Origin of the sequence: Pseudomonas sp. NPDC088368, from assembly GCF_044753445.1 — a bacterium.
Taxonomy (GTDB): domain Bacteria; phylum Pseudomonadota; class Gammaproteobacteria; order Pseudomonadales; family Pseudomonadaceae; genus Aquipseudomonas; species Aquipseudomonas bambusae.
Window position 1 is genome coordinate 106,550 of record NZ_JBIVNG010000017.1, and the last position, 19,840, is coordinate 126,389.

Below are 19,840 nucleotides of genomic sequence, written 5' to 3' on the forward strand. Positions count from 1 at the left end.
GCGGCAGGGGCCGAAACCGCGACGGAACGTTGAGCGACAAACGTGTCTTACCCGTTCGACATTGGAGCCTCGCCGGTGCTGACCCGGATGGATCGTACAGGCGCCCACCGTGAGTTGTTGCCGACACGGTCAATGACGCAGTAAGTGACTTCCTGATGTGAGTCATCCCCGGCTTCCTGAATCAGTGTGGCAGGCACATGAACGTCGATGTCCTGCCCGACTTGTTCTTCGGTCAGCGCCGGAAGGTCCATCCGGATATCTCCCCAGCGCAGGGTGATTTCGTCGTAGACCTCCATGTGTGGGTAGCACTCGATTGAAATGTGCACGCCGTTCACCCATTGTTCGGCGCTCACCCCGTGACGCATGACCGTTTCGTCAAACATGACGGGTGCCAGGCCTTGGTTTTCTTCACCTTCGGTACTGACCAGGTGACCGCCGGGAATTTCTAGTTTGACCCACACCTTGCAACTTGGTGATCGCACCGATTCGCTGCCTATCTTCGTGACGCGATAGTAGGTTTTAACCTTCCCGCTTTGTAGGAAGCTCTCAGGAATATGTAGGACTGTTGTGTATCCGATGTCGGACTCAGATAAAAGTGTTGACGCAACATAACAGTCTCCCCAGAACAGTTCGATCAAGTCACCGCTCTCCATTTCTGGATAAGGATCGATATTCACCCGCAAATCGCTTGCGGCCAAGGCGCCTATTCCTTGTTTGTTCAACTGCGGTAAATAAGGGGCGAAGAGCTTGAGAGGCATACAGCTGATGGGGGTGTGAATCATTTTGAGTTCTCACTGAATGATGGACTTGAACAAAGCATGCACCGGTTTTTCTCGATGCAAGCCCTCTCTGGAAACGATGTCGTTAGTACACGCTCGATGCGCAGTGTTGGCAAACCATACAAATAGTGCCAAATACCAGCTTGCTAATTTTTCAAGGCGATAGTTAGTTTTCGATTCGAGCTAATTGTGTTACTGGATATCTGTCAATGGCTCTGAAGGCTTAACGGCGTTTGTGTCAAATAAACAGACCCTTCCTACACAGTATCAAAGGGCAGGGGCGGAGAACCCGGCATGCTGCCTTACTTGAATTAGGTGGCGTGTTTGTCGCGATAAAGACACGCGAGACCCGAGAACGCGCTGGGCTTTATTTGTAGGATGTGAGGAAGTCAATCGACGTTATAAGAAGTGAAGCGAATTGTTGAACGAAACATTGAATAAGCCGATGGAAAACGCGCGAAGGTACGAACAAGTGTTAGGGATGTTCGCTTGATCCAAATTTTTCCAAATGTTGGACCCAAAGAAAACGGCGCCCAAGGGCGCCGTTCGATACTGCAAGTGCTGTAGGACTAATTCCTGCTGCGCTCCAGAAATTGCCGAGTGCGTTCTTCTTTAGGGTTGGCGAACAGTTCCTTTGCGTCGCCCTGTTCGACAATCACGCCCTTGTCGATGAACACCACGCGGTTGGCCACGTCACGGGCGAATTTCATTTCGTGGGTGACGATGACCATCGTGCGTTTTTCTTCGGCCAGGGCACGGATGGCGCTCAACACCTCGCCCACCAGCTCCGGGTCCAGCGCAGAGGTCGGTTCGTCGAAGAGAATGACTTCCGGCTCCATCGCCAAGGCCCGGGCAATGGCCACGCGCTGTTGCTGGCCGCCGGACAGACGACGCGGGTAGGCGTCTTCTTTGCCCGCCAAGCCAACCTTGGCCAACAGCGAGCGCCCCAATTCGATGGCTTGGGCACGTGGCATCTTCTTGACCACGGTCGGGCCTTCGATGACGTTTTCCAGCGCCGTGCGATGAGGGAACAGGTTGAAGTTCTGAAACACGAAACCGACATGCTGGCGCAGTTGCCGGATCAAAGCCGCCTGTTGGGTCAGCGGTCGGCTGCCATCGATTTTGATATCGCCCACGACGATCGTGCCGCTGGTGGGCTCTTCAAGGAAATTCAGGCAACGCAGAAACGTCGTCTTGCCGGAGCCGCTGGGGCCGATGATGGCCACCACTTCGCCCGGCTCGACTTTGAGGTCGATGCCCTTGAGGACCTGATTGCCCTTGAATTCCTTGGTCAGTTTTTCAACGGTGATCATGGCTCAGGACTCCACGTCGTGGCGGTTGGCCCGGGCTTCCAGACGGTTCTGGAAGTGCGCGAGCACGGTGCACAGGACCCAGTAAATCACCGCGACGGTGAAATACATGGTGAAGACTTCCAGTGTCCTCGACGAAATCAGCTGCGCCTGACGGAACACTTCCGGCACCTGAATGGTGGCGGCCATGGCCGTGTCCTTTACCAGCGAGATAAAACTGTTGCCCAGTGGTGGCAATGCGGTCCGCGCAGCTTGCGGCAGAATCGCCCGACGCATGGCCTGAGCGCGGGTCATGCCAATGCTGGCGGCGGCTTCCCACTGACCCCGATCCACCGCGCCGATGGCGGCACGCAGGATTTCACAGGCGTAGGCCGCCATGTTCAGTGACAAACCGATGAGCGCTGCCGTGATCGCATCGAGTTCGATGCCCAGATCAGGCAGGCCGTAATAAATCATGAAGAGCTGAACCAGCAGGGGCGTGCCGCGAAAGAACGACACGTACACCCTGGCGATGGCGCTGATGAGCCAGACTTTCGATAAACGCATCAGTGCCAGGCCGAAGCCCAGCACCAATCCGAAAAACATCGATCCGAGACTCAGACCCACCGTGTAATACGCGCCCTTGAGCAGAAAGGGCGCGGAGTCCAGCGCGAGCTGTAGGCTCTCTGGAATCATTTGGTCACGTCAGCCTTGAAGTATTTCTGCGACAGCTTGGCGAGGGTGCCGTCAGCGCGCAGTTTGTCGATGGCCTTGTTGATCGCGGCCAGCAGCTCAGGCTCGCCTTTACGCAGTGCGATACCGGCTTCCTGACGAGAGAACGCTTCGCCGGAAACGGCCAGTTTGTCCTTGGTTTTGGCGACCAGCTCCAATGCGGCCAGACGGTCCACCAGAATGGCGTCGATACGGCCTACGCGCAGGTCCTGATATTTGGTTGGATCATCGTCGTAGGTTTTGACGATGGCATCAGGCACGTTGGCTTTCAGCCATTCCTCGTAGTTGGTCCCCAGGCCGACGCCGACTTTTTTGCCTTTCAGGTCGGCGGCGGTCTTGATCACGCCAGCGTCCTTGGTTTGCACCAGGGCCTGGATCCCGGAGACGGTGTACGGCTCAGAGAAGTCGTATTTTTTCTTGCGCTCGTCGGAGATGGTCACCTGGTTGATCACCACGTCCAGACGCTTGGACTCCAGTGCTGCCAGGATGCCCGCCCATGGGGTGGCGGTCAGCTTGACCTTGACGCCCAGCTCCTTGGCCAGCGCTTCAGAGAACTCGACCTCGAAACCGGTCAGCTTGCCGTCTTCGCCCACGAAGCTGAACGGTGGGTAAGTGCCTTCAAGGCCGACGTTGAGGGTGCCGTTCTTTTTGATGGCGTCCAGCTGTTCACCTGCGACGGCGTGGGTCACCAGGCCAGTGCCCAGCACCAGACTGAAAGCCGACAGCAGGAAGGTGCGGCGAATTGCAGACATGTTCATGTGAGTCCCCTGTTTTAATTGGAATGTCAGGTGCGATTCAGACCTGACGAAACTACTGTGACATCGCCGCTTTATCCAGCTTTTTCAGAGGTCTGCCGGATTTTTTGGGAGCGGCTCGCGGCGATGATATAAGCAGCCTTTTAGTTTTAAAAATAATTAAAAATCGATTGCTTAGTTGATGTTGTTCTATGTGCCCCGGGTTGCCTGCACTGCTCTACCTGTAGGAGCCGGCTTGCTGGCGAATGCGTAGGGGCAGCGCATGGAGGGTGACAGACCTGACGCTTTCGCCAGCAAGCCGGCTCCTACGCCTTCGGCAGAAGCCAGCGCGAGGCGTCGCGTTCACTGCCCCGAAAAAACACCCGGATAAGCAAAAAGCGCAGGACCGCCACCGGTGTGCAGGAAGATGACCGGGCCGTCGTCCAGACGCTGCCGACCGATGCCGTCCAGCAAGCCGGCCATTGCCTTGCCGGTGTACACCGGGTCCAGCAGCAGCCCTTCCTGACTGGCAACCAATCGGATCGCTGCGAGGGTGCCAGCGTTCGGTTCGCCATAACGCGGACCGTAGTATTCATCCCACAGGTTGACCTTGAACGCAGAGGGCAGTGCCTCGCCCAGCAGCTCGACGGTGCGTTCGGCCAGTCCTTGTACCTTCGGCGCTTGGGTTTCCTCAGGGCGGGAAACCGTCACGCCGATCACCGGCAAATCCGGCAAGGCCTCTGCCAACGCCAGACCAAGGCCGCTGTGGGTGCCTGCGCTTCCAGAAGCCAGCACGACAGCGGCGAATTCCAGTCCCGTCTGATGAATCTGTTCGGCCAGTTCAAAGCCTGCCCGCACATAACCGAGCGCGCCCACCGGACTGGAACCGCCAATCGGCACGAGGTACGGCTTTTTGCCGCTGTTGCTGAGGCGAGCGGCCAAGGCCTGAAGAAGCTCGTCCGCGTTGTCCAGGTTTACTACCAACTCGACCTTGGCGTCGAACAGGTCTAGCAGCAGACGGTTGCCGTTGCCGAGGTAATTGGTGTCTTCGGTGGCGATCGGGTTTTCCAGCAGGGCGACGCAACCCAGACCCAGCTTGGCGGCCAGCGCGGCGGTCTGGCGCACGTGATTCGACTGGATGGCACCCGCAGTGATCAGGGTGTCAGCGCCTTGGGCCAAGGCGTCGGCGGCGAGGTATTCGAGCTTGCGCAGCTTGTTACCGCCCATAGCGAGCGGTGTGATGTCGTCGCGCTTCACGTAAATGTCGCGACCGGCCCAGGCCGACAGGCGTTCCAGCTTCTCCAGCGGCGTTGGAGCACCCAGCAGGTCCAGGCGATTAAAACGGTCGAGCTGTTGTTTGATCATGGTCGTGTCGAGGTATCCGCGAGTGAGTCGCTGGACTATAGGCAGACGTTTCCCACAGGGCAACCTGACGCTTTCCTGCGCTCGGCGGAAGAAAACCTCACGAAAATTGTTATTTTTTTGCGGCAACGCTCGCCGTAGAGTGGTTTCACTTTCGGCCATGTCCAGCCTGACGAGCCGTCGAACTGAGGAGAAATTTGCGTGAGCACTATTCCCGAACTGTCCCCGAAAGACTGCGAGGCGGGGGTGACCGGCCACTGGCAGTTGCAGCGGATCGTGGGCGAGTTGCGCGCCGCGCGTGACGATTGGCGCACCCGCAACGGTCGTGTCAGCGGTGAGAAGGGTGGCCGAGAGCTGCCTTCCCGAGAAGCCATGCGCGACATTCTTGAGGCCCTGAGCGGTGCGCTGTTCCCCATGCGTCTTGGGCCGGTGGACCTGCGCGAAGAGAGCGAAGATTTTTACGTCGGCCACACGCTGGACGTGGCGCTGAATTCGCTGCTGGGCCAGGCGCGACTCGAGTTGCGCTATGTCGCCCGCCAACGGGGCGAAGATGCCAGCTGTGCCGATGTGCATGCCGAGCGATTGATTCAGGACTTCGCCAGCGCATTGCCCAACATTCGGCGCGTGCTCGACACCGATGTGTTGGCAGCCTATCAGGGCGACCCGGCGGCGCGCAGCGTCGATGAAGTGCTGCTGTGCTATCCGGGCATTCTGGCGGTGATCCATCATCGTCTGGCGCACCACCTCTATAACAATGGTTTGCCGTTACTGGCGCGGATCAGTTCCGAGTTGGCGCATTCGGCTACGGGCATCGATATTCACCCCGGCGCGCAGATCGGCCTGAGTTTTTTCATCGATCACGGCACGGGCGTGGTCATTGGCGAGACGGCAATCATCGGCGAGCGCGTGCGCATCTATCAGGCCGTCACATTGGGGGCCAAGCGCTTCCCGGCGGACGAAGATGGCCATCTGCAGAAAGGTCATGCGCGGCACCCGATTGTTGAAGACGACGTGGTGATTTACGCGGGCGCGACCATTCTGGGCCGTATCACTATCGGCAAAGGCTCGACCATCGGCGGCAACGTCTGGCTTACCCGCAGCGTGGCGCCTGACAGCAACGTGAATCAGGCGAGCCTGCAACACGACGACGGGACGCAGAAGTAGCGTCTGACCCCCGCTCGTCTTTAGCAATCCGGCTTGTCGGCGGTAGCAATCTCAGGGCCACCACCGTCGTCAAGCAGTGCTGCTACAGTGGCAATCACCTTCCCCTCTAAGGCCTGCAATTGGTCCTTTGACGTCTATCCATGCTTTAATTGAACGTTCAATCAAGTTAAACCGGTGGTTCGCTGCCCGCTTGCAACAGGAGGCCTACCCTTGCCGTATCCGCTTCAGACGAACGTTTTCACCCCGCTCACGGCGGTATTCGCATGAGTGTTCCGAGCGCGCAAAGCGGCGCGCCGGTGCGCATGAACGCTCCCGTTTTCTACTTCGCTGCCAGCTTCATCCTGATCTTCGGACTGGTGGTCATCAGCTTCCCCGAGGCGTCAGGCCAGTGGCTCCTTGCCGCTCAGAACTGGGCCGCCAATACCGTCGGCTGGTATTACATGCTGGCCATGACCCTGTACTTGCTGTTCGTGGTGATCACGGCGCTGTCCGGCTACGGCAAGATCAAACTCGGCGCCGATCACGACGAACCTGAGTTCAGCTACCTGTCTTGGGCAGGCATGCTCTTCGCAGCGGGGATCAGCATCACGCTGTTTTTCTTCTGCGTGTCCGAACCCTTGACCCACATGCTGCAACCGCCACAAGGCGAGGGCGGGACTACAGAATCGGCACGTCAGGCCATGCAACTGCTGTTTCTGCATTGGGGCCTGCACGGCTGGGGCGTTTTCGCCTTTGTCGGCATGGCGCTGGCCTACTTCGCTTATCGCCACAACCTGCCGCTGGCGTTGCGCTCGGCGCTGTACCCGTTGATCGGCAAACGCATCAACGGCCCCATCGGCTACGCGGTGGACGGTTTCGGCATCATCGCCACGGTCTTCGGCCTCGGCGCCGACATGGGCTTCGGCGTGCTGCACTTGAATTCGGGGCTGGACTACCTGTTCGGCGTGGCCCACACCCACTGGATTCAGGTCGGGTTGATCACGCTGATGATGGGCGCGGCGATTCTCGTGGCCGTGGCGGGCGTCGACAAGGGCGTGCGGGTCATGTCCGACATCAATATGTTGCTCGCCTGCGCGTTGCTGCTGTTCGTGCTGTTCGCAGGGCCGACTCAGCATCTGCTCAATACGCTGGTGCAGAACATCGGCGACTACCTCGGCGCGCTGCCCACCAAAAGCTTCGACGTGTACGCCTACGACGCTCCGAACAACTGGCTGGGTGGCTGGACCGTGTTTTATTGGGCGTGGTGGATTGCGTGGTCGCCCTTTGTCGGGCTGTTCATTGCCCGTATTTCACGAGGCCGCACGATTCGCGAATTCGTCTTTGGCGTGTTGTTGATTCCGCTAGGATTTACCCTCGCGTGGATGTCGATCTTCGGCAACAGCGCCATCGACCAGGTGCTCAACCATGGCATGACCGCGCTGGGACAGTCGGCCATCGACGACCCGTCCATGACCCTCTACCTGATGCTGCACAACTACCCGTGGAGCAAAACCGTCATCGCCGTCACGGTGTTCATCAGCTTTGTGTTCTTCGTCACTTCGGCGGATTCGGGCACGGTCGTGTTGTCAACGCTGTCGGCCAAAGGCGGCAGTCCAGACGAAGACGGTCCGAAATGGCTGCGGGTGTTCTGGGGCGTGATGACAGCCCTGATCACCAGCGGGCTGTTGTTTTCCGGGAGCATCGACGCGCTCAAATCGGCGGTGGTGCTGACTTCGCTGCCGTTTTCGTTGATTTTGCTAACGATGATGTGGGGGCTGCACAAGGCGTTCCATCTGGAATCGCAGCGGCAGATCGCCCAGTTGTATTCGCTGGCGCCTGTGTCGGGCGCAAGGCGTGGAGGCTGGCGCCAGCGTTTGAGTCAGGCCGTGCATTTTCCGTCTCGCGACGAGGTGTACCGTTTCCTCGACCAGACCGTGCGCCCGGCGATTCAGGACGTCACCGAGGTGTTCGCTGAAAAGGGTTTGAGCGTGGACACACAGCCCGACCCGGCGAATCACACCGTCGGCCTGGAAATCGGCCATGGCGAGGAACGGCCATTTATCTATCAGGTGACGATGCGTGGCTATTTCACGCCGTCCTTCGCGCGGGCAGGGATGGGATCGAAGCAACTGAACAACCGTCGTTACTACCGTGCTGAGGTGCATTTGAGCGAGGGCAGTCAGGATTACGACCTGGTGGGCTACACCAAGGAGCAGGTGATCAACGACATCCTCGACCAGTACGAACGGCACATGCAGTTTTTGCATTTGGTGCGGTAGAAAGGCATACACAGGGAGCTGGCTGCATGCTGATTTATGTGGGAGCGAATTCATTCGCGATGCAATCGTATAGCCGATACACCTGTGTCGCCTGACGCATCTTTCGCGAATGAATTCGCTCCCACAGGTTTCAGTTAACGCCTACAGGGTGTGTACCGATTCGAGATCAGGCGCACCCTGCAAATGCCCATGCAACAGCCGCAACGCTGGCACGTCCAGCGCCTGCGCCGCGTAACACAGGCCCACCCGACGAATCAGGCTGGGCATGCGCGCTGGACGGGTAATGACTCCCGCGTGGTGACTCACCATCGACTCCGGCAACATCGCCAATCCCGCCCCAGCCGCCACCAAACGCAATGCCAGCGTCATCGAACCTGCGGTCGCTACCACTGAACCCGAGCTGCGGTTATACAGCTCCATCAAGCGCTGATGAGAGGGATGGGAAGGGCAGGTGATCCATTGCACATTGGCGAGATCGCCCTCGTCCAGGTGAGGTCGATCTGCCAGCGGATGGCTTGCAGAAAGGGCCAGTACGAAAGGCTCTTCCCACAGCGGCAAGAACAGTTCGTCCTCGCAGCAATCCTCTTCCACTGACAACCGCGCATCGCCGCTGCACCCATCATGCAAGGTGAGCAGCAGGTTGGGCACGACGCGATAAGCCATCGCCAGAAACGCCTCCAAATGACTGGCAGCGATCTCGCTTTCGACGCCCATTTCCAGCGTCAGCCGATCATTGCGCTGGCGAAACTGATTGCTCAGCGCTTGGGCTTCCGCCAGCAACCGACGGGCCTGCGGATAAAGCGTGCGCGCATCGTCGGTGACCTCGACGCCCCGTGGCAGACGTTGAAACAGCGTCGTCCCCAACGCGTCTTCGAGCTGGCGAATGGTGACCGACAGCGTAGGCTGACTGGTGAACAGGCGCTGCGCCGCCGAGGTAATGTTGCGCTCTTCGAACACGGCGATGAACGCATTGAGTTGACGCATATCCATATCAGAAACCGATGTCAGCGAGAGGAATAAAGCATTATTCGAGCGTTACGAGGGCTGAATATACTCGCTTTATCGCTTCTTCTACGACGTATCCATCGACACTTCTTATCGCTCCCTGCCATTCAAAAAGAAGAGAGGACTGCATGACTTATATTGCTGCCGAAAATCGCTACGAGCGCGTTCCGTATCGCCGCGTGGGCCGCAGCGGCCTGGTGCTCCCAGCGCTGTCCATGGGCCTCTGGCACAACTTTGGCGACAGCACGCCGATGGAAACCCAGCGCGCCATGCTGCGCACCGCGTTCGATCTGGGCATCAACCACTTTGACCTGGCGAACAACTACGGCCCGCCCTACGGCAGCGCCGAGGTCAACTTCGGTCGTTTGCTGCGCGAAGACTTCAAGTCATACCGCGACGAGCTCATTATCTCCACCAAAGCCGGTTGGGACATGTGGCCAGGCCCTTATGGCCAGGGCGGCGGTTCGCGCAAATACGTGCTGGCCAGCCTCGACCAGAGCCTGCAGCGCATGGGCCTCGATTATGTGGATATCTTTTATTCGCACCGCTTCGACCCTGACACCCCGCTGGAAGAGACTGCCGGTGCGTTGGCCACTGCGGTTCAGCAAGGCAAGGCGCTGTACATCGGGATTTCGTCTTATTCGGGCGCTAAAACCCGTGAGATCGCAGGTCTGCTGAAAGAGTGGAAAGTGCCGCTGCTGATTCACCAACCGGCCTACAACCTGCTCAACCGTTGGGTGGAAAAAGACCTGCTGGACACGACAGACGAGCTGGGCTCGGGCGTCATCGCCTTTACAGCGCTGGCCCAAGGGCTGCTGTCGGACAAATACCTGAACGGTATTCCGAAAGATGCGCGGGTCAATCGCCCAGGCGGTGGTTCGTTGCAGGCGTCGCACCTGTCCGAGAAGAACATTGAGCACGTCCGTGCGCTGAACGAGATCGCCAAACGTCGCGGCCAAAGCCTTGCGCAAATGGCGCTGGCGTGGACCTTGCGCGACCCTCGCGTGACCTCCGCGTTGATTGGCGCGAGCCGTCCGGAGCAGATCATCGAGAACGTCGGGGCGCTGGACAACCTGGTGTTCAGCCAGGAAGAACTGGCCGAAATAGACCGGTTCGCGGTGGAAGGCGGGATCAACCTGTGGGAAAAGCCGTCGTCGGCTGAATAACGCGCAGATCCGCTTGATTTGAAATGCGGACCCTGTAGGAGTGAGCTTGCTCGCGATGCGTTGGCTCAGTCACCTCGAAGGCGACTGACAGATCGCGAGCAAGCTCACTCCTACAATGGCAAGGTGTTCCCGATGATTGAGGGCAGGGCTTAACCCTCATCCCCCTCATCATCATCCCCACCATCGATCTTCATCCCCAATTCCTTGATCTTGCGGGTCAAGGTGTTGCGGCCCCAGCCCAGCAATACAGCAGCGTCGCGACGACGGCCTGCGGTGTGCTTGAGCGCGGTTTCGATCATGATGCGTTCGAACGTCGGCACGGCGCTGTCCAGCAGGCTGGACTGTCCGCGTGCCAGCGCCTGATCCGCCCATTGACGCAGCGCTTGTTCCCAGTTGGTCACAGGGGCGGCGTCTTGCGGCAGGCTCAACAGCTCCGGCGGCAGGTCGCTGATGTGCACTTCGCGGCCCGAGGCCATGACCGTGATCCAGCGGCAGGTGTTTTCCAGCTGACGCACGTTACCCGGCCACGGCAGGTGCTTGAGGTATTCCTCGGTCTCGGCTTTCAACAGCTTCGGCTCGACCGCCAGCTCCTGCGCGGCACGGCTCAGGAAATGCCTGGCCAGGGTCGGAATGTCCTCGCGACGGTCGGACATGCGCGGAATGTGGATGCGAATCACGTTCAGACGGTGGAACAAGTCCTCACGGAATTTCCCGGCCTGAACCAGCGTTTCCAGATTCTGGTGAGTCGCCGCGATGATGCGCACGTCCACCTTGACCGGCACGTGGCCGCCCACGCGGTAGAATTCGCCATCGGCCAGTACGCGCAACAGGCGGGTCTGGGTGTCGGCAGGCATGTCGCCGATTTCGTCGAGGAACAGCGTGCCGCCGTCAGCCTGTTCGAAACGTCCGCGACGCAGGTTCGCAGCGCCGGTGAACGCGCCTTTCTCGTGACCGAACAGCTCGGATTCCATCAGGTCTTTCGGGATCGCCGCCATGTTCAACGCGATGAACGGCGAGGCCGAACGCGGGCTGTGGCGATGCAAGGCGTGAGCTACCAGTTCTTTACCGGTCCCCGATTCGCCGTTGATCAACACCGTGATGTTGGAGTGGCTCAAACGCCCGATGGCGCGAAACACTTCCTGCATCGCCGGGGCTTCGCCGATGATTTCCGGGGTGCGGGTCAGGGTTGGCGCAACGTCCATGCCCTGTTGTTCCTGAGCGTGCTGATTGGCGCGCTTGACCAGCGAAACCGCTTCATCGACGTCGAAAGGCTTGGGCAGGTATTCGAAGGCGCCGCCTTGATACGAGGCCACGGCACTGTCCAGGTCCGAATGCGCGGTCATGATGATAACCGGCAGGCGCGGGTGCTGTTCGCGAATCCGCGCCAACAGGTCCAGGCCGCTGGCGCCGGGCATGCGGATGTCGGAAATGATCACGTCCGGCTGTTGACGCGCAAGACGACTCATCACGCCATCGGCGCTGTCGAAGCTTTGCGTGGTCATGCCTTCTTGCTGCAAGGCCTTTTCCAGTACCCAGCGGATGGAACGGTCGTCGTCGACGATCCAGACAGTTTCACTACGGCTCATGTCGAAGCTGCTCCTTGTTCCAGCGGCAGGAAGATCGAGAAAGTGGTGTGGCCAGGATGGCTGTCACACTCGATCAGCCCCTGGTGCTGACTGATGATGTTCTGGGTGATGGCAAGGCCAAGCCCGGTACCGTCCGGGCGGCCACTGACCATGGGGTAGAAAATCGTTTCCTGAAGTTCCGGGGGAATGCCGGGACCGTTGTCGATGATTTCAATCTTGCTCACCAGCCGATGGCGCACATGGCCGATGGTGAACTGACGCATCGCACGGGTGCGCAGGCTGATCCGGCCGAGGCGCAATTCGTTTTGCCCGCTGATGGCCTGCATTGCATTGCGCACGATATTGAGCACGGCCTGGACCATTTGATCGCGGTCGATCAATACGTCAGGGATACTTGGGTCATAGTCGCGCACCAAAGTGATGCAACCCTGACTTTCGGCCTCGACCAGGCTGCACACACGCTCCAGCACTTCGTGGACGTTGGTCATCGCCAGCGACGGCAGCTTGTTCGAGCCCAGCATCCGGTCGACCAGATTACGCAGGCGGTCGGCTTCTTCGATGATGACGTTGGTGTAGTCCTTCAGGCTCTCTTCGGGCAGCTCACGCGCCAGCAACTGCGCGGCCCCGCGAATTCCACCGAGGGGGTTCTTTATTTCATGCGCCAAGCCACGCACCAGCATTTTGGTGGTTTCCTGCTTCGACAGCTGGGCCTCTTCCTTGGTGATGCGCAACAGGCGATCTCGGGGGTGAACCTCAAGCAGCAGCATGGTCTCGCCTTGCGACAAAATCGGCGTCACGGCGTAATCGACGGTCAGCGTCTGGCCGGTCAGCGCAGTCAGCATGGCTTCACGCTTGGTGAACGGGTGCGCCTGTTCCACCGCTTGGCGTAGTGAACTCAGAGCCTCGGCGGACTCGGTGAACAACTCACTGATGAACTGCCCGTGACTGCGCTGGCCACTGATCGCCAGCAGCATTTCGGCTGCCGGGTTCATGTACTCCAGACGCAAGTCCGAGTTGAGCAAAATCGTGGCAGTGGTCAGGTTGTCGAGTAACAGTCGGTGCAACGTGTCGCTGATTGTCATGAATCTCGTTGACCTCTTTTGGCTCATTGCACAAGGGAATAGGCCCAGACGTGCAGGCGCTGATTGGTCTTCTCCAGCGGCGGAAGACGGCGGATGGCGCGCAAATTCCTGCTGGATTGTGTGGAAAATGCAAAAACCAAACCAAGCTCCGAAAAGAAGCGTCGAATAGAGTGTTTCGGGCGTTTTTTGGACGGCAGGCGCGCAGATTGAGCAGCTTCCCGCGAATCGTGAACCAAAATGGGGTTTTAATCGGAGCGCCCGTTCAGGTTGTGCACCATCATGGAGCTTAGCCGCTTTGGGGTGGGCGCTAGAAAAAAGGCAGGATGCTGCTCTCTTCAGGTGGCTTGTCCTTGATCGGACATTCCGGGCGCACGCCGTACTCCTCGTTCTTGCAAGGATTGGCGAGGCGTTTCTGTGCGAGTGAAATCCGCATCATGTGAAACGGCTGGTTGGGCGTGCGTTCGGCCACGCGACCGTACTGGTCAACGATCTCGATCGAGAGCAGGTGCGTCCCGCGATCAACGTTGGTCATCGGAAACACCGGGCTGCGCCCCGCATCGCCATAAACCTTTCCGTCGAGCAGCAGCCGGTAGACGTGGCCGGGTTGCAGTTCAGGATCGTTGGTGACCGTCACGATCAGGTTGCCCTGGATGTCGCGAATCGTGCTGTCCGGCTCCGGCGCGAGAATGCGCAGCAACTGGTAGTGAAACAACGGTCCCGGTTTGGGCTTGGCGCTGGAGGCCTGGCTAGGCTTTTTAGGGGCTGACCTGATCTGGTTGCTCGGGGCAATATCGACCTTTTTCGCATTCTTGTGCGGCTGATCGGTGAAGACCCGATTCCCCTCTGCATCAATGTAGGTATAAACCTCGGCGACGGCAGAGTGGCCGATGAGCATCAGCACACAGATCAGCGCCCCATGCAGCCAGACGTGTTTAGGGTTTGCCGACATGAACTCGCTGCACGGTCAAGTTAATGGTCTGGCTCTGCTGAATGACCTGGGCGCCTTGCAGCACCTGAACGGACAGGCTGTGTTCGCCCCGGTCCAGGTCGGTGACCTGAATCCGCGGCACGTTGGTCGGTGAGCCGTAAGGTCTGCCGTCCACCAGCAATTGCAATTGGTGACCGGGTTGCAGGCGCGGCTGAATCATCACACCGACCAGAAAAGAGCCGTTATTGGCGCGTAAGGCTTCGTCGTTTGGGAGATCAGTCAGTTGCAGCGTCTGGTAAGACGCGCTGACCGGCTGCGTCTGATTCTGGACGGGTGATGAGCTCGCGGGTGGTGCGGTGGTCCCGACTCTGTTCAACGGAGGCAGGTCCACCGTCTGGACCTTCGCCCCGTCGGGCGGCTGGTTGGTGAAAGCCGTATTGCCGTTGGCGTCGGTGTATTTGTAGATCTGGGCAGCTGCAGGCAGTGCCAACAACAGCAGCACAAAGGCAAGGCTTTGACGCATGAAAACTCCGTTACCACGATCAGGAGAACGACAACTGGCGCAGCGCAGAGGAGGCTGCCGGGCACAGGCGCCAGCATAGAGCAAAACCCGAAGGGCAGTGTCACCCGCTGAGTGTGTCCAAACGTTAATCCGTCAGGTTTTCGGCTGTGCCTTGCACAACCCGTCAGTCGCTTGTTCCAGTGCCTTGAGCATGACGGGATCGGTGTTCTGGCGCTGAATCTCGGCGAGCAGCCAGTTTGAGCAGGCGCTGTCGTTTCGATGCGGCATGAATGCGGCCAGGTTTTTCATCATCTGCGGTTGCAGCGTATCCAGTTGCGTCCGGATTCCCGCCATCTGACTGGCCGCCGGTTGCGCCGGTGCTCGCCCGGTTTCACGCCACTGCGCAATCCGCCCGTACTGCACAACCTTGTTCGCTTCGATTTGCGCCGTCATGAATGCGCGGACATCGTCTTTGTCGAGGCGATAGGTGGCAGCCTGGGACTCGGCATTGGCAATCACCTGACGCTCACGATCAGAATCCTGCACCGGTTTGCCGCTGTAGAACTTGCTCAGGGCTACTTCGTTGGCGATGTTGAGGCGTTGGGTGATCGTGTTCAGCAGTGCCTGTACTTCGACCGGGGTGGTGACAGTCGGAGACCCGCTGGTGCAGCCGATCAGCAAAAAAGAGAGCAGAAGCGTGAGCCAGAGCGATTTCAGCATGTGAGAGTCCTTGTACGTGATGGCAGCATCCAGCCTGCCGGCAGACCAAACAGTATCCAGAAAAAAAACTGGAAAGCGCGATAAACAAATACCACCAGGTCACTTTTTGCGGGCACAAAAAAGGCCTCCCGAAGGAGGCCTCTTTTTTCAAGCCGCTGTCGCGACCCTACGGGATCAGACGCTGTAGTACAGGTCGTATTCCAGTGGGTGTACGAAAGTGCGTACTTTGATTTCTTCTTCTGATTTCAGGTGGATGTACGCGTCGATGAAGTCATCGCTGAATACGCCGCCTTTGGTCAGGAACGCACGACCTTTGTCCAGCTCTTCCAGGGCTTCTTTCAGGCTACCGCACACTTGTGGGATCTCTGCAGCCTCTTCAGGTGGCAGGTCATACAGGTTTTTGTCAGCTGCGTCGCCAGGGTGGATCTTGTTCTGGATACCGTCCAGACCAGCCATCAGCAGAGCTGCGAAGGCCAGGTACGGGTTTGCTGCCGGGTCCGGGAAACGTGCTTCGATACGACGGCCACGTGGGCTGGAGACGTAAGGAATACGGATCGAAGCGGAGCGGTTACGGGCCGAGTAGGCCAGCATGACTGGCGCTTCGAAGCCTGGAACCAGACGCTTGTAGGAGTTGGTCGCCGGGTTGGTGAAGCCGTTCAGGGCCTTACCGTGCTTGATGATGCCGCCGATGAAGAACAGTGCGGTTTCGGACAGGCCGGCATAGCCTTCGCCTGCGAAAGTGTTCTTGCCATCTTTGGCGATGGACATGTGGACGTGCATGCCCGAACCGTTGTCGCCGTACAGAGGCTTCGGCATGAAGGTCGCGGTGCGGCCGTAGGCGTCAGCAACGTTGTGGACAACGTATTTCAGGGTCTGGACTTCGTCAGCCTTTTTAACCAGCGTGTTGAATTTCACGCCGATTTCGTTCTGACCCGCAGTGGCCACTTCGTGGTGGTGCACTTCAACGATCTGGCCCATTTCTTCCAGAGCGTTGCACATTGCGGTACGGATTTCGTGGTCGTGGTCGACCGGTGGCACTGGGAAGTAGCCGCCTTTGACGCCTGGACGGTGGCCTTTGTTGCCGCCTTCTACGTCCTGGTCGGTCATCCACGAACCTTGTTCGGAGAAGATTTTGAACATGGAGCCAGAGATGTCGGACTTGAACTTGACCGAATCAAAGATGAAGAATTCTGGCTCTGGACCGACGAAGACAGTGTCACCGATACCGGTGGACTTCAGGTATTCCTCAGCGCGGTGAGCGATGGCGCGCGGGTCGCGATCGTAGCCTTGCATGGTCGAAGGTTCGATGATGTCGCAAACCAGGATCAGGGTCGGCTCTTCGGTGAACGGGTCCAGAACGGCGGTTTCGTCGTCTGGCAGCAGGATCATGTCGGAAGCTTCGATGCCTTTCCAGCCTTCGATGGAGGAGCCGTCGAACATCTTGCCGACTTCGAAGAAGTCATCATCCAGTGCGTCACGCGCTGGCATGGTGACGTGCTGCTGCTTGCCTTTGGTGTCAGTGAAGCGCAGATCAATCCATTTAACGTCATGATCTTTGATGAGTTGAACCGACTTCGACATGTTGTCCTCCGGGGTGGATTAGGGCCAGGTAGTTGTTAGCCCCTAAATATGGGTGATGCCGGGCGCGATAGTCGGCCAAGGCAACCTGCCTCACAAGGGAGCAATTTGCATGCCAGTGCCCCGTGTTGGGTTTTCATCGGAAAATGCCGGGTTTTGGCGCGTTAAACGTCGCATTTGTGAAAAATGGCGCACCTTTATGGTGCTTGATAATTGTATACAGTCCTATTTTGGTGCGCTGATAACCGGCTATACGATAACTGGTTAAACCTTGAGCAATTTCCGCTATAATCCGCGCCCCCCTTTTTCGACCGGCTCCTTGCGCGCTGTTTTCATGAAACTAATCGTTAAAGTTTTCCCGGAAATCACCATCAAAAGCCGGCCTGTGCGTAAGCGCTTCATCAAGCAGCTGGCCAAGAACATCCGTACCGTGCTCCGTGATCTGGACCCGGCGCTGGTGGTGGATGGCGTGTGGGACAACCTTGAGGTCGAGACCAAGGCCGAGGATGCGAAAGTCCTGCACGAGATGACCGAGCGCCTGAGCTGCATGCCAGGTATCGCACATTTCCTGCAGGTCGATCAGTACCCGCTGGGCGACATGGATGACATCTACGAGAAGTGCAAGCTGCACTTCGGCGACGCCTTGCCCGGCAAGATTTTTTCGGTGCGTTGCAAGCGCGGCGGTCACCATGACTTCAGTTCGATGGACGTCGAGAAGTACGTCGGCAGCAAGCTGCGTCGTGAATGCAACGCAGCCGGTATCTCCCTCAAGGCGCCCGAGGTTGAGGTCCGGATCGAGATTCGTGATCAGCGCCTGTTCGTGATTCACAGCCAGCACGACAGCATCGGCGGTTACCCGCTGGGCTCGCTTGAACAAACACTGGTGCTGATGTCCGGTGGTTTCGATTCCACCGTGGCGGCCTACCAGATCATGCGTCGCGGCCTGATGAGCCATTTCTGCTTCTTCAATCTGGGCGGCAGGGCGCACGAGTTGGGCGTGATGGAAGTCGCGCACTTCCTCTGGAAGAAGTACGGCAGCTCGCAGCGGGTGCTGTTCGTCAGCGTACCGTTCGAGGAAGTTCTGGGAGAAATTCTCGGAAAAGTCGATAACAGTCATATGGGCGTAGTATTGAAGCGTATGATGTTGCGCGCTGCGACCAACATTGCCGACAGGCTGGAAATCGACGCGCTGGTGACCGGCGAAGCGATTTCCCAGGTGTCCAGCCAGACGCTGCCCAACCTGTCGGTCATCGATTGCGTGACGGAAAAGCTGGTCTTGCGCCCGCTGATCGCCAGTCACAAGCAGGACATCATCGACCAGGCCGATCAGATCGGCACCGGCGATTTTGCCCGGCACATGCCTGAATACTGCGGTGTGATCTCGGTCAATCCAAAGACTGCGGCCAAACGCCACCGCGTCGAGCATGAAGAAAAAGAGTTCGACATGGCCGTGCTTGAGCGTGCGCTCGAAAACGCCCGTCTGGTGCCCATCGATCGTGTGATCGAGGAATTGGGCCAGGACGTTCAGGTCGAAGAAGTCAGTCAGGCGCTGGCCGGGCAAGTGGTCATCGACATCCGGCATCCGGATGAAGCCGAGGATCGTCCGCTGGACCTGTCGGGCGTCGAAGTACAAACGTTGCCGTTCTTTGCATTGAACAGCCGTTTCAAGGAACTGGATGACACGCGCCAGTACCTGCTTTATTGCGACAAAGGCGTCATGAGTCGCCTGCATGCTCATCATCTGCTCAGTGAGGGGCATGCCAATGTGCGCGTTTATCGACCGAGCTAAGTGCCCGGGGCTGTTTGCCTGTGGCTTGCGTCACCGGCCCCCCGACACCAGTCGTCAGCCGTAACGGCTTTCGCCGGCTCCATTGTTCATAGCTGTCTAAGATTATTCAGCTGACCGAATCCTCTGATCGAGATACACAAGTGATCGAAAATCTACGCAACATCGCCATCATTGCTCACGTTGACCACGGTAAAACTACCCTCGTTGACAAGCTTCTGCGCCAGTCCGGCACCCTTGAGCGCAACGAGCTCAACGACGAACGCGTGATGGACTCCAACGACCAGGAGAAAGAGCGCGGTATTACCATTCTCGCGAAGAACACCGCGATCAACTGGAATGGCTACCACATCAACATCGTGGACACCCCGGGCCACGCCGACTTCGGCGGTGAAGTAGAGCGCGTGATGTCGATGGTTGACTCCGTTCTGCTGCTGGTCGACGCTCAAGACGGCCCGATGCCGCAAACCCGTTTCGTGACCAAGAAGGCGTTCGAAGCTGGCCTGCGTCCAATCGTGGTCATCAACAAGATCGACCGTCCGGGCGCGCGTCCGGATTGGGTTCTGGACCAGATTTTCGACCTGTTCGACAACCTGGGTGCGACCGAAGAACAACTGGACTTCCAGGTTGTTTACGCTTCGGCCATCAACGGCATCGCCGGTCTGGACCACACCGACATGGCCGAAGACATGACCCCGCTGTACCAAGCGGTCGTCGATCACGTGCCTGCTCCGAAAGTTGACCGTGATGGCGCTTTCCAGATGCAAATCTCGGCACTGGACTACAACAGCTTCCTGGGCGTCATCGGTGTTGGCCGTATCGCGCGTGGTCGCGTCAAGCCGAACACCCCGGTTGTGGCGATCAGCGCTGACGGCAAGCGTCGCAACGGCCGTATCCTGAAACTGATGGGTCACCACGGTCTGCACCGCGTCGACGTCGAAGAAGCAGCAGCTGGCGACATCGTCTGCATCAGCGGCTTCGAAGAGCTGTTCATCTCCGACACCCTGTGCGACCCGACCGCCGTTGAAGCGATGAAGCCGTTGACCGTCGACGAGCCAACCGTTTCCATGACCTTCCAGGTAAACGACTCGCCATTCTGCGGTAAAGAAGGCAAGTTCGTGACGTCCCGTAACATCAAGGACCGTCTGGACAAAGAGCTGCTGTACAAC

At 58.5% G+C, this 19,840-nt stretch carries 17 protein-coding genes; 5 read left to right on the plus strand and 12 right to left on the minus strand.

Annotation, left to right across the window (positions count from 1 at the left end; genetic code table 11):
* Positions 1 to 47: 47 nt before the first annotated feature.
* From ACIQAL_RS29510 to ACIQAL_RS29530, 5 genes are all read right to left on the minus strand, one after another.
* A complete protein-coding gene (locus tag ACIQAL_RS29510; RefSeq protein ID WP_401151792.1) occupies positions 48 to 782 on the minus strand; it encodes a hypothetical protein in 735 nt (244 codons plus the stop codon).
* Between the two features lie 566 nt (positions 783 to 1,348).
* Complete coding sequence (tcyN, locus tag ACIQAL_RS29515; RefSeq protein WP_401151794.1) at positions 1,349 to 2,092, minus strand: L-cystine ABC transporter ATP-binding protein TcyN; 744 nt, start codon at positions 2,090 to 2,092, stop codon at positions 1,349 to 1,351.
* 3 nt (positions 2,093 to 2,095) lie between these two features.
* Positions 2,096 to 2,764 (minus strand): cystine ABC transporter permease, encoded by a 669-nt coding sequence (tcyL, locus tag ACIQAL_RS29520; RefSeq protein ID WP_166595810.1) that lies wholly within the window; start codon positions 2,762 to 2,764, stop codon positions 2,096 to 2,098.
* Complete coding sequence (tcyJ, locus tag ACIQAL_RS29525) at positions 2,761 to 3,558, minus strand: cystine ABC transporter substrate-binding protein (protein ID WP_401151797.1); 798 nt, start codon at positions 3,556 to 3,558, stop codon at positions 2,761 to 2,763. Before tcyJ ends, tcyL begins: the two co-directional genes overlap by 4 nt.
* Before the next feature lie 339 nt (positions 3,559 to 3,897).
* Positions 3,898 to 4,899, minus strand: a complete 1,002-nt coding sequence (locus ACIQAL_RS29530; protein ID WP_401151799.1) for a D-cysteine desulfhydrase — start codon at positions 4,897 to 4,899, stop codon at positions 3,898 to 3,900.
* Positions 4,900 to 5,097: 198 nt separating this feature from the next.
* Here ACIQAL_RS29530 and epsC point away from each other — a divergent pair, with 198 nt between their 5' ends.
* On the plus strand, positions 5,098 to 6,060 hold the full coding sequence (epsC, locus tag ACIQAL_RS29535; RefSeq protein WP_401151801.1) for a serine O-acetyltransferase EpsC: 963 nt from the start codon (positions 5,098 to 5,100) through the stop codon (positions 6,058 to 6,060).
* Between the two features lie 302 nt (positions 6,061 to 6,362).
* Positions 6,363 to 8,318, plus strand: a complete 1,956-nt coding sequence (betT, locus tag ACIQAL_RS29540) for a choline transporter BetT (protein WP_401151821.1) — start codon at positions 6,363 to 6,365, stop codon at positions 8,316 to 8,318.
* 141 nt (positions 8,319 to 8,459) lie between these two features.
* On the opposite strand, the gene ACIQAL_RS29545 is transcribed toward betT, so the two are convergent.
* Positions 8,460 to 9,308 carry a LysR family transcriptional regulator gene (locus ACIQAL_RS29545; RefSeq protein ID WP_401151803.1) on the minus strand — a complete coding sequence of 283 codons (849 nt, stop codon included), beginning with the start codon at positions 9,306 to 9,308 and terminating at the stop codon, positions 8,460 to 8,462.
* 143 nt (positions 9,309 to 9,451) lie between these two features.
* On the opposite strand from ACIQAL_RS29545, the gene mgrA reads away from it, so the two are divergent.
* On the plus strand, positions 9,452 to 10,489 hold the full coding sequence (gene mgrA / locus ACIQAL_RS29550) for an L-glyceraldehyde 3-phosphate reductase (RefSeq protein ID WP_341961313.1): 1,038 nt from the start codon (positions 9,452 to 9,454) through the stop codon (positions 10,487 to 10,489).
* Positions 10,490 to 10,638: 149 nt separating this feature from the next.
* Here mgrA and ntrC read toward each other — a convergent pair whose 3' ends face one another.
* The 6 genes from ntrC to glnA form a co-directional block, all read right to left on the minus strand.
* Positions 10,639 to 12,075 carry a nitrogen regulation protein NR(I) gene (gene ntrC, locus ACIQAL_RS29555; RefSeq protein ID WP_166595803.1) on the minus strand — a complete coding sequence of 479 codons (1,437 nt, stop codon included), beginning with the start codon at positions 12,073 to 12,075 and terminating at the stop codon, positions 10,639 to 10,641.
* On the minus strand, positions 12,072 to 13,157 hold the full coding sequence (gene glnL / locus ACIQAL_RS29560) for a nitrogen regulation protein NR(II) (protein ID WP_062385603.1): 1,086 nt from the start codon (positions 13,155 to 13,157) through the stop codon (positions 12,072 to 12,074). Before glnL ends, ntrC begins: the two co-directional genes overlap by 4 nt.
* Before the next feature lie 307 nt (positions 13,158 to 13,464).
* Complete coding sequence (locus tag ACIQAL_RS29565) at positions 13,465 to 14,079, minus strand: DUF4124 domain-containing protein (protein ID WP_401151823.1); 615 nt, start codon at positions 14,077 to 14,079, stop codon at positions 13,465 to 13,467.
* A gap of 10 nt (positions 14,080 to 14,089) precedes the next feature.
* Entirely contained in the window at positions 14,090 to 14,608 is a 519-nt protein-coding gene (locus ACIQAL_RS29570) for a DUF4124 domain-containing protein (RefSeq protein WP_401151808.1), read from the minus strand.
* A gap of 132 nt (positions 14,609 to 14,740) precedes the next feature.
* The gene (locus ACIQAL_RS29575) at positions 14,741 to 15,307 is read right to left on the minus strand and encodes a chorismate mutase (protein ID WP_401151810.1); all 567 of its coding nucleotides are present in this window, start codon (positions 15,305 to 15,307) and stop codon (positions 14,741 to 14,743) included.
* Positions 15,308 to 15,481: 174 nt separating this feature from the next.
* The gene (glnA, locus tag ACIQAL_RS29580) at positions 15,482 to 16,888 is read right to left on the minus strand and encodes a glutamate--ammonia ligase (protein WP_166595800.1); all 1,407 of its coding nucleotides are present in this window, start codon (positions 16,886 to 16,888) and stop codon (positions 15,482 to 15,484) included.
* A gap of 331 nt (positions 16,889 to 17,219) precedes the next feature.
* Between glnA and thiI the strand changes: the two genes are divergently transcribed.
* Positions 17,220 to 18,674: a tRNA uracil 4-sulfurtransferase ThiI gene (gene thiI, locus ACIQAL_RS29585; RefSeq protein ID WP_401151813.1), complete on the plus strand. Its 1,455-nt coding sequence runs from the start codon at positions 17,220 to 17,222 to the stop codon at positions 18,672 to 18,674.
* Between the two features lie 140 nt (positions 18,675 to 18,814).
* Positions 18,815 to 19,840: GTP-binding protein (locus ACIQAL_RS29590; protein WP_401151815.1), on the plus strand; the 1,026-nt coding region annotated here is incomplete at its 3' end.

What these genes read in the sequence shown, in the direction of transcription:
- ACIQAL_RS29510 (WP_401151792.1), bottom strand. Translation starts at nt 782, where the DNA reads ATGATTCACACCCCCATCAGCTGTATGCCTCTCAAGCTCTTCGCCCCT.
- tcyN (WP_401151794.1), bottom strand. Translation starts at nt 2,092, where the DNA reads ATGATCACCGTTGAAAAACTGACCAAGGAATTCAAGGGCAATCAGGTC.
- tcyL (WP_166595810.1), bottom strand. Translation starts at nt 2,764, where the DNA reads ATGATTCCAGAGAGCCTACAGCTCGCGCTGGACTCCGCGCCCTTTCTG.
- tcyJ (WP_401151797.1), bottom strand. Translation starts at nt 3,558, where the DNA reads ATGAACATGTCTGCAATTCGCCGCACCTTCCTGCTGTCGGCTTTCAGT.
- ACIQAL_RS29530 (WP_401151799.1), bottom strand. Translation starts at nt 4,899, where the DNA reads ATGATCAAACAACAGCTCGACCGTTTTAATCGCCTGGACCTGCTGGGT.
- betT (WP_401151821.1), top strand. Translation starts at nt 6,363, where the DNA reads ATGAACGCTCCCGTTTTCTACTTCGCTGCCAGCTTCATCCTGATCTTC.
- ACIQAL_RS29545 (WP_401151803.1), bottom strand. Translation starts at nt 9,308, where the DNA reads ATGGATATGCGTCAACTCAATGCGTTCATCGCCGTGTTCGAAGAGCGC.
- mgrA (WP_341961313.1), top strand. Translation starts at nt 9,452, where the DNA reads ATGACTTATATTGCTGCCGAAAATCGCTACGAGCGCGTTCCGTATCGC.
- ntrC (WP_166595803.1), bottom strand. Translation starts at nt 12,075, where the DNA reads ATGAGCCGTAGTGAAACTGTCTGGATCGTCGACGACGACCGTTCCATC.
- glnL (WP_062385603.1), bottom strand. Translation starts at nt 13,157, where the DNA reads ATGACAATCAGCGACACGTTGCACCGACTGTTACTCGACAACCTGACC.
- ACIQAL_RS29570 (WP_401151808.1), bottom strand. Translation starts at nt 14,608, where the DNA reads ATGCGTCAAAGCCTTGCCTTTGTGCTGCTGTTGTTGGCACTGCCTGCA.
- ACIQAL_RS29575 (WP_401151810.1), bottom strand. Translation starts at nt 15,307, where the DNA reads ATGCTGAAATCGCTCTGGCTCACGCTTCTGCTCTCTTTTTTGCTGATC.
- glnA (WP_166595800.1), bottom strand. Translation starts at nt 16,888, where the DNA reads ATGTCGAAGTCGGTTCAACTCATCAAAGATCATGACGTTAAATGGATT.
- thiI (WP_401151813.1), top strand. Translation starts at nt 17,220, where the DNA reads ATGAAACTAATCGTTAAAGTTTTCCCGGAAATCACCATCAAAAGCCGG.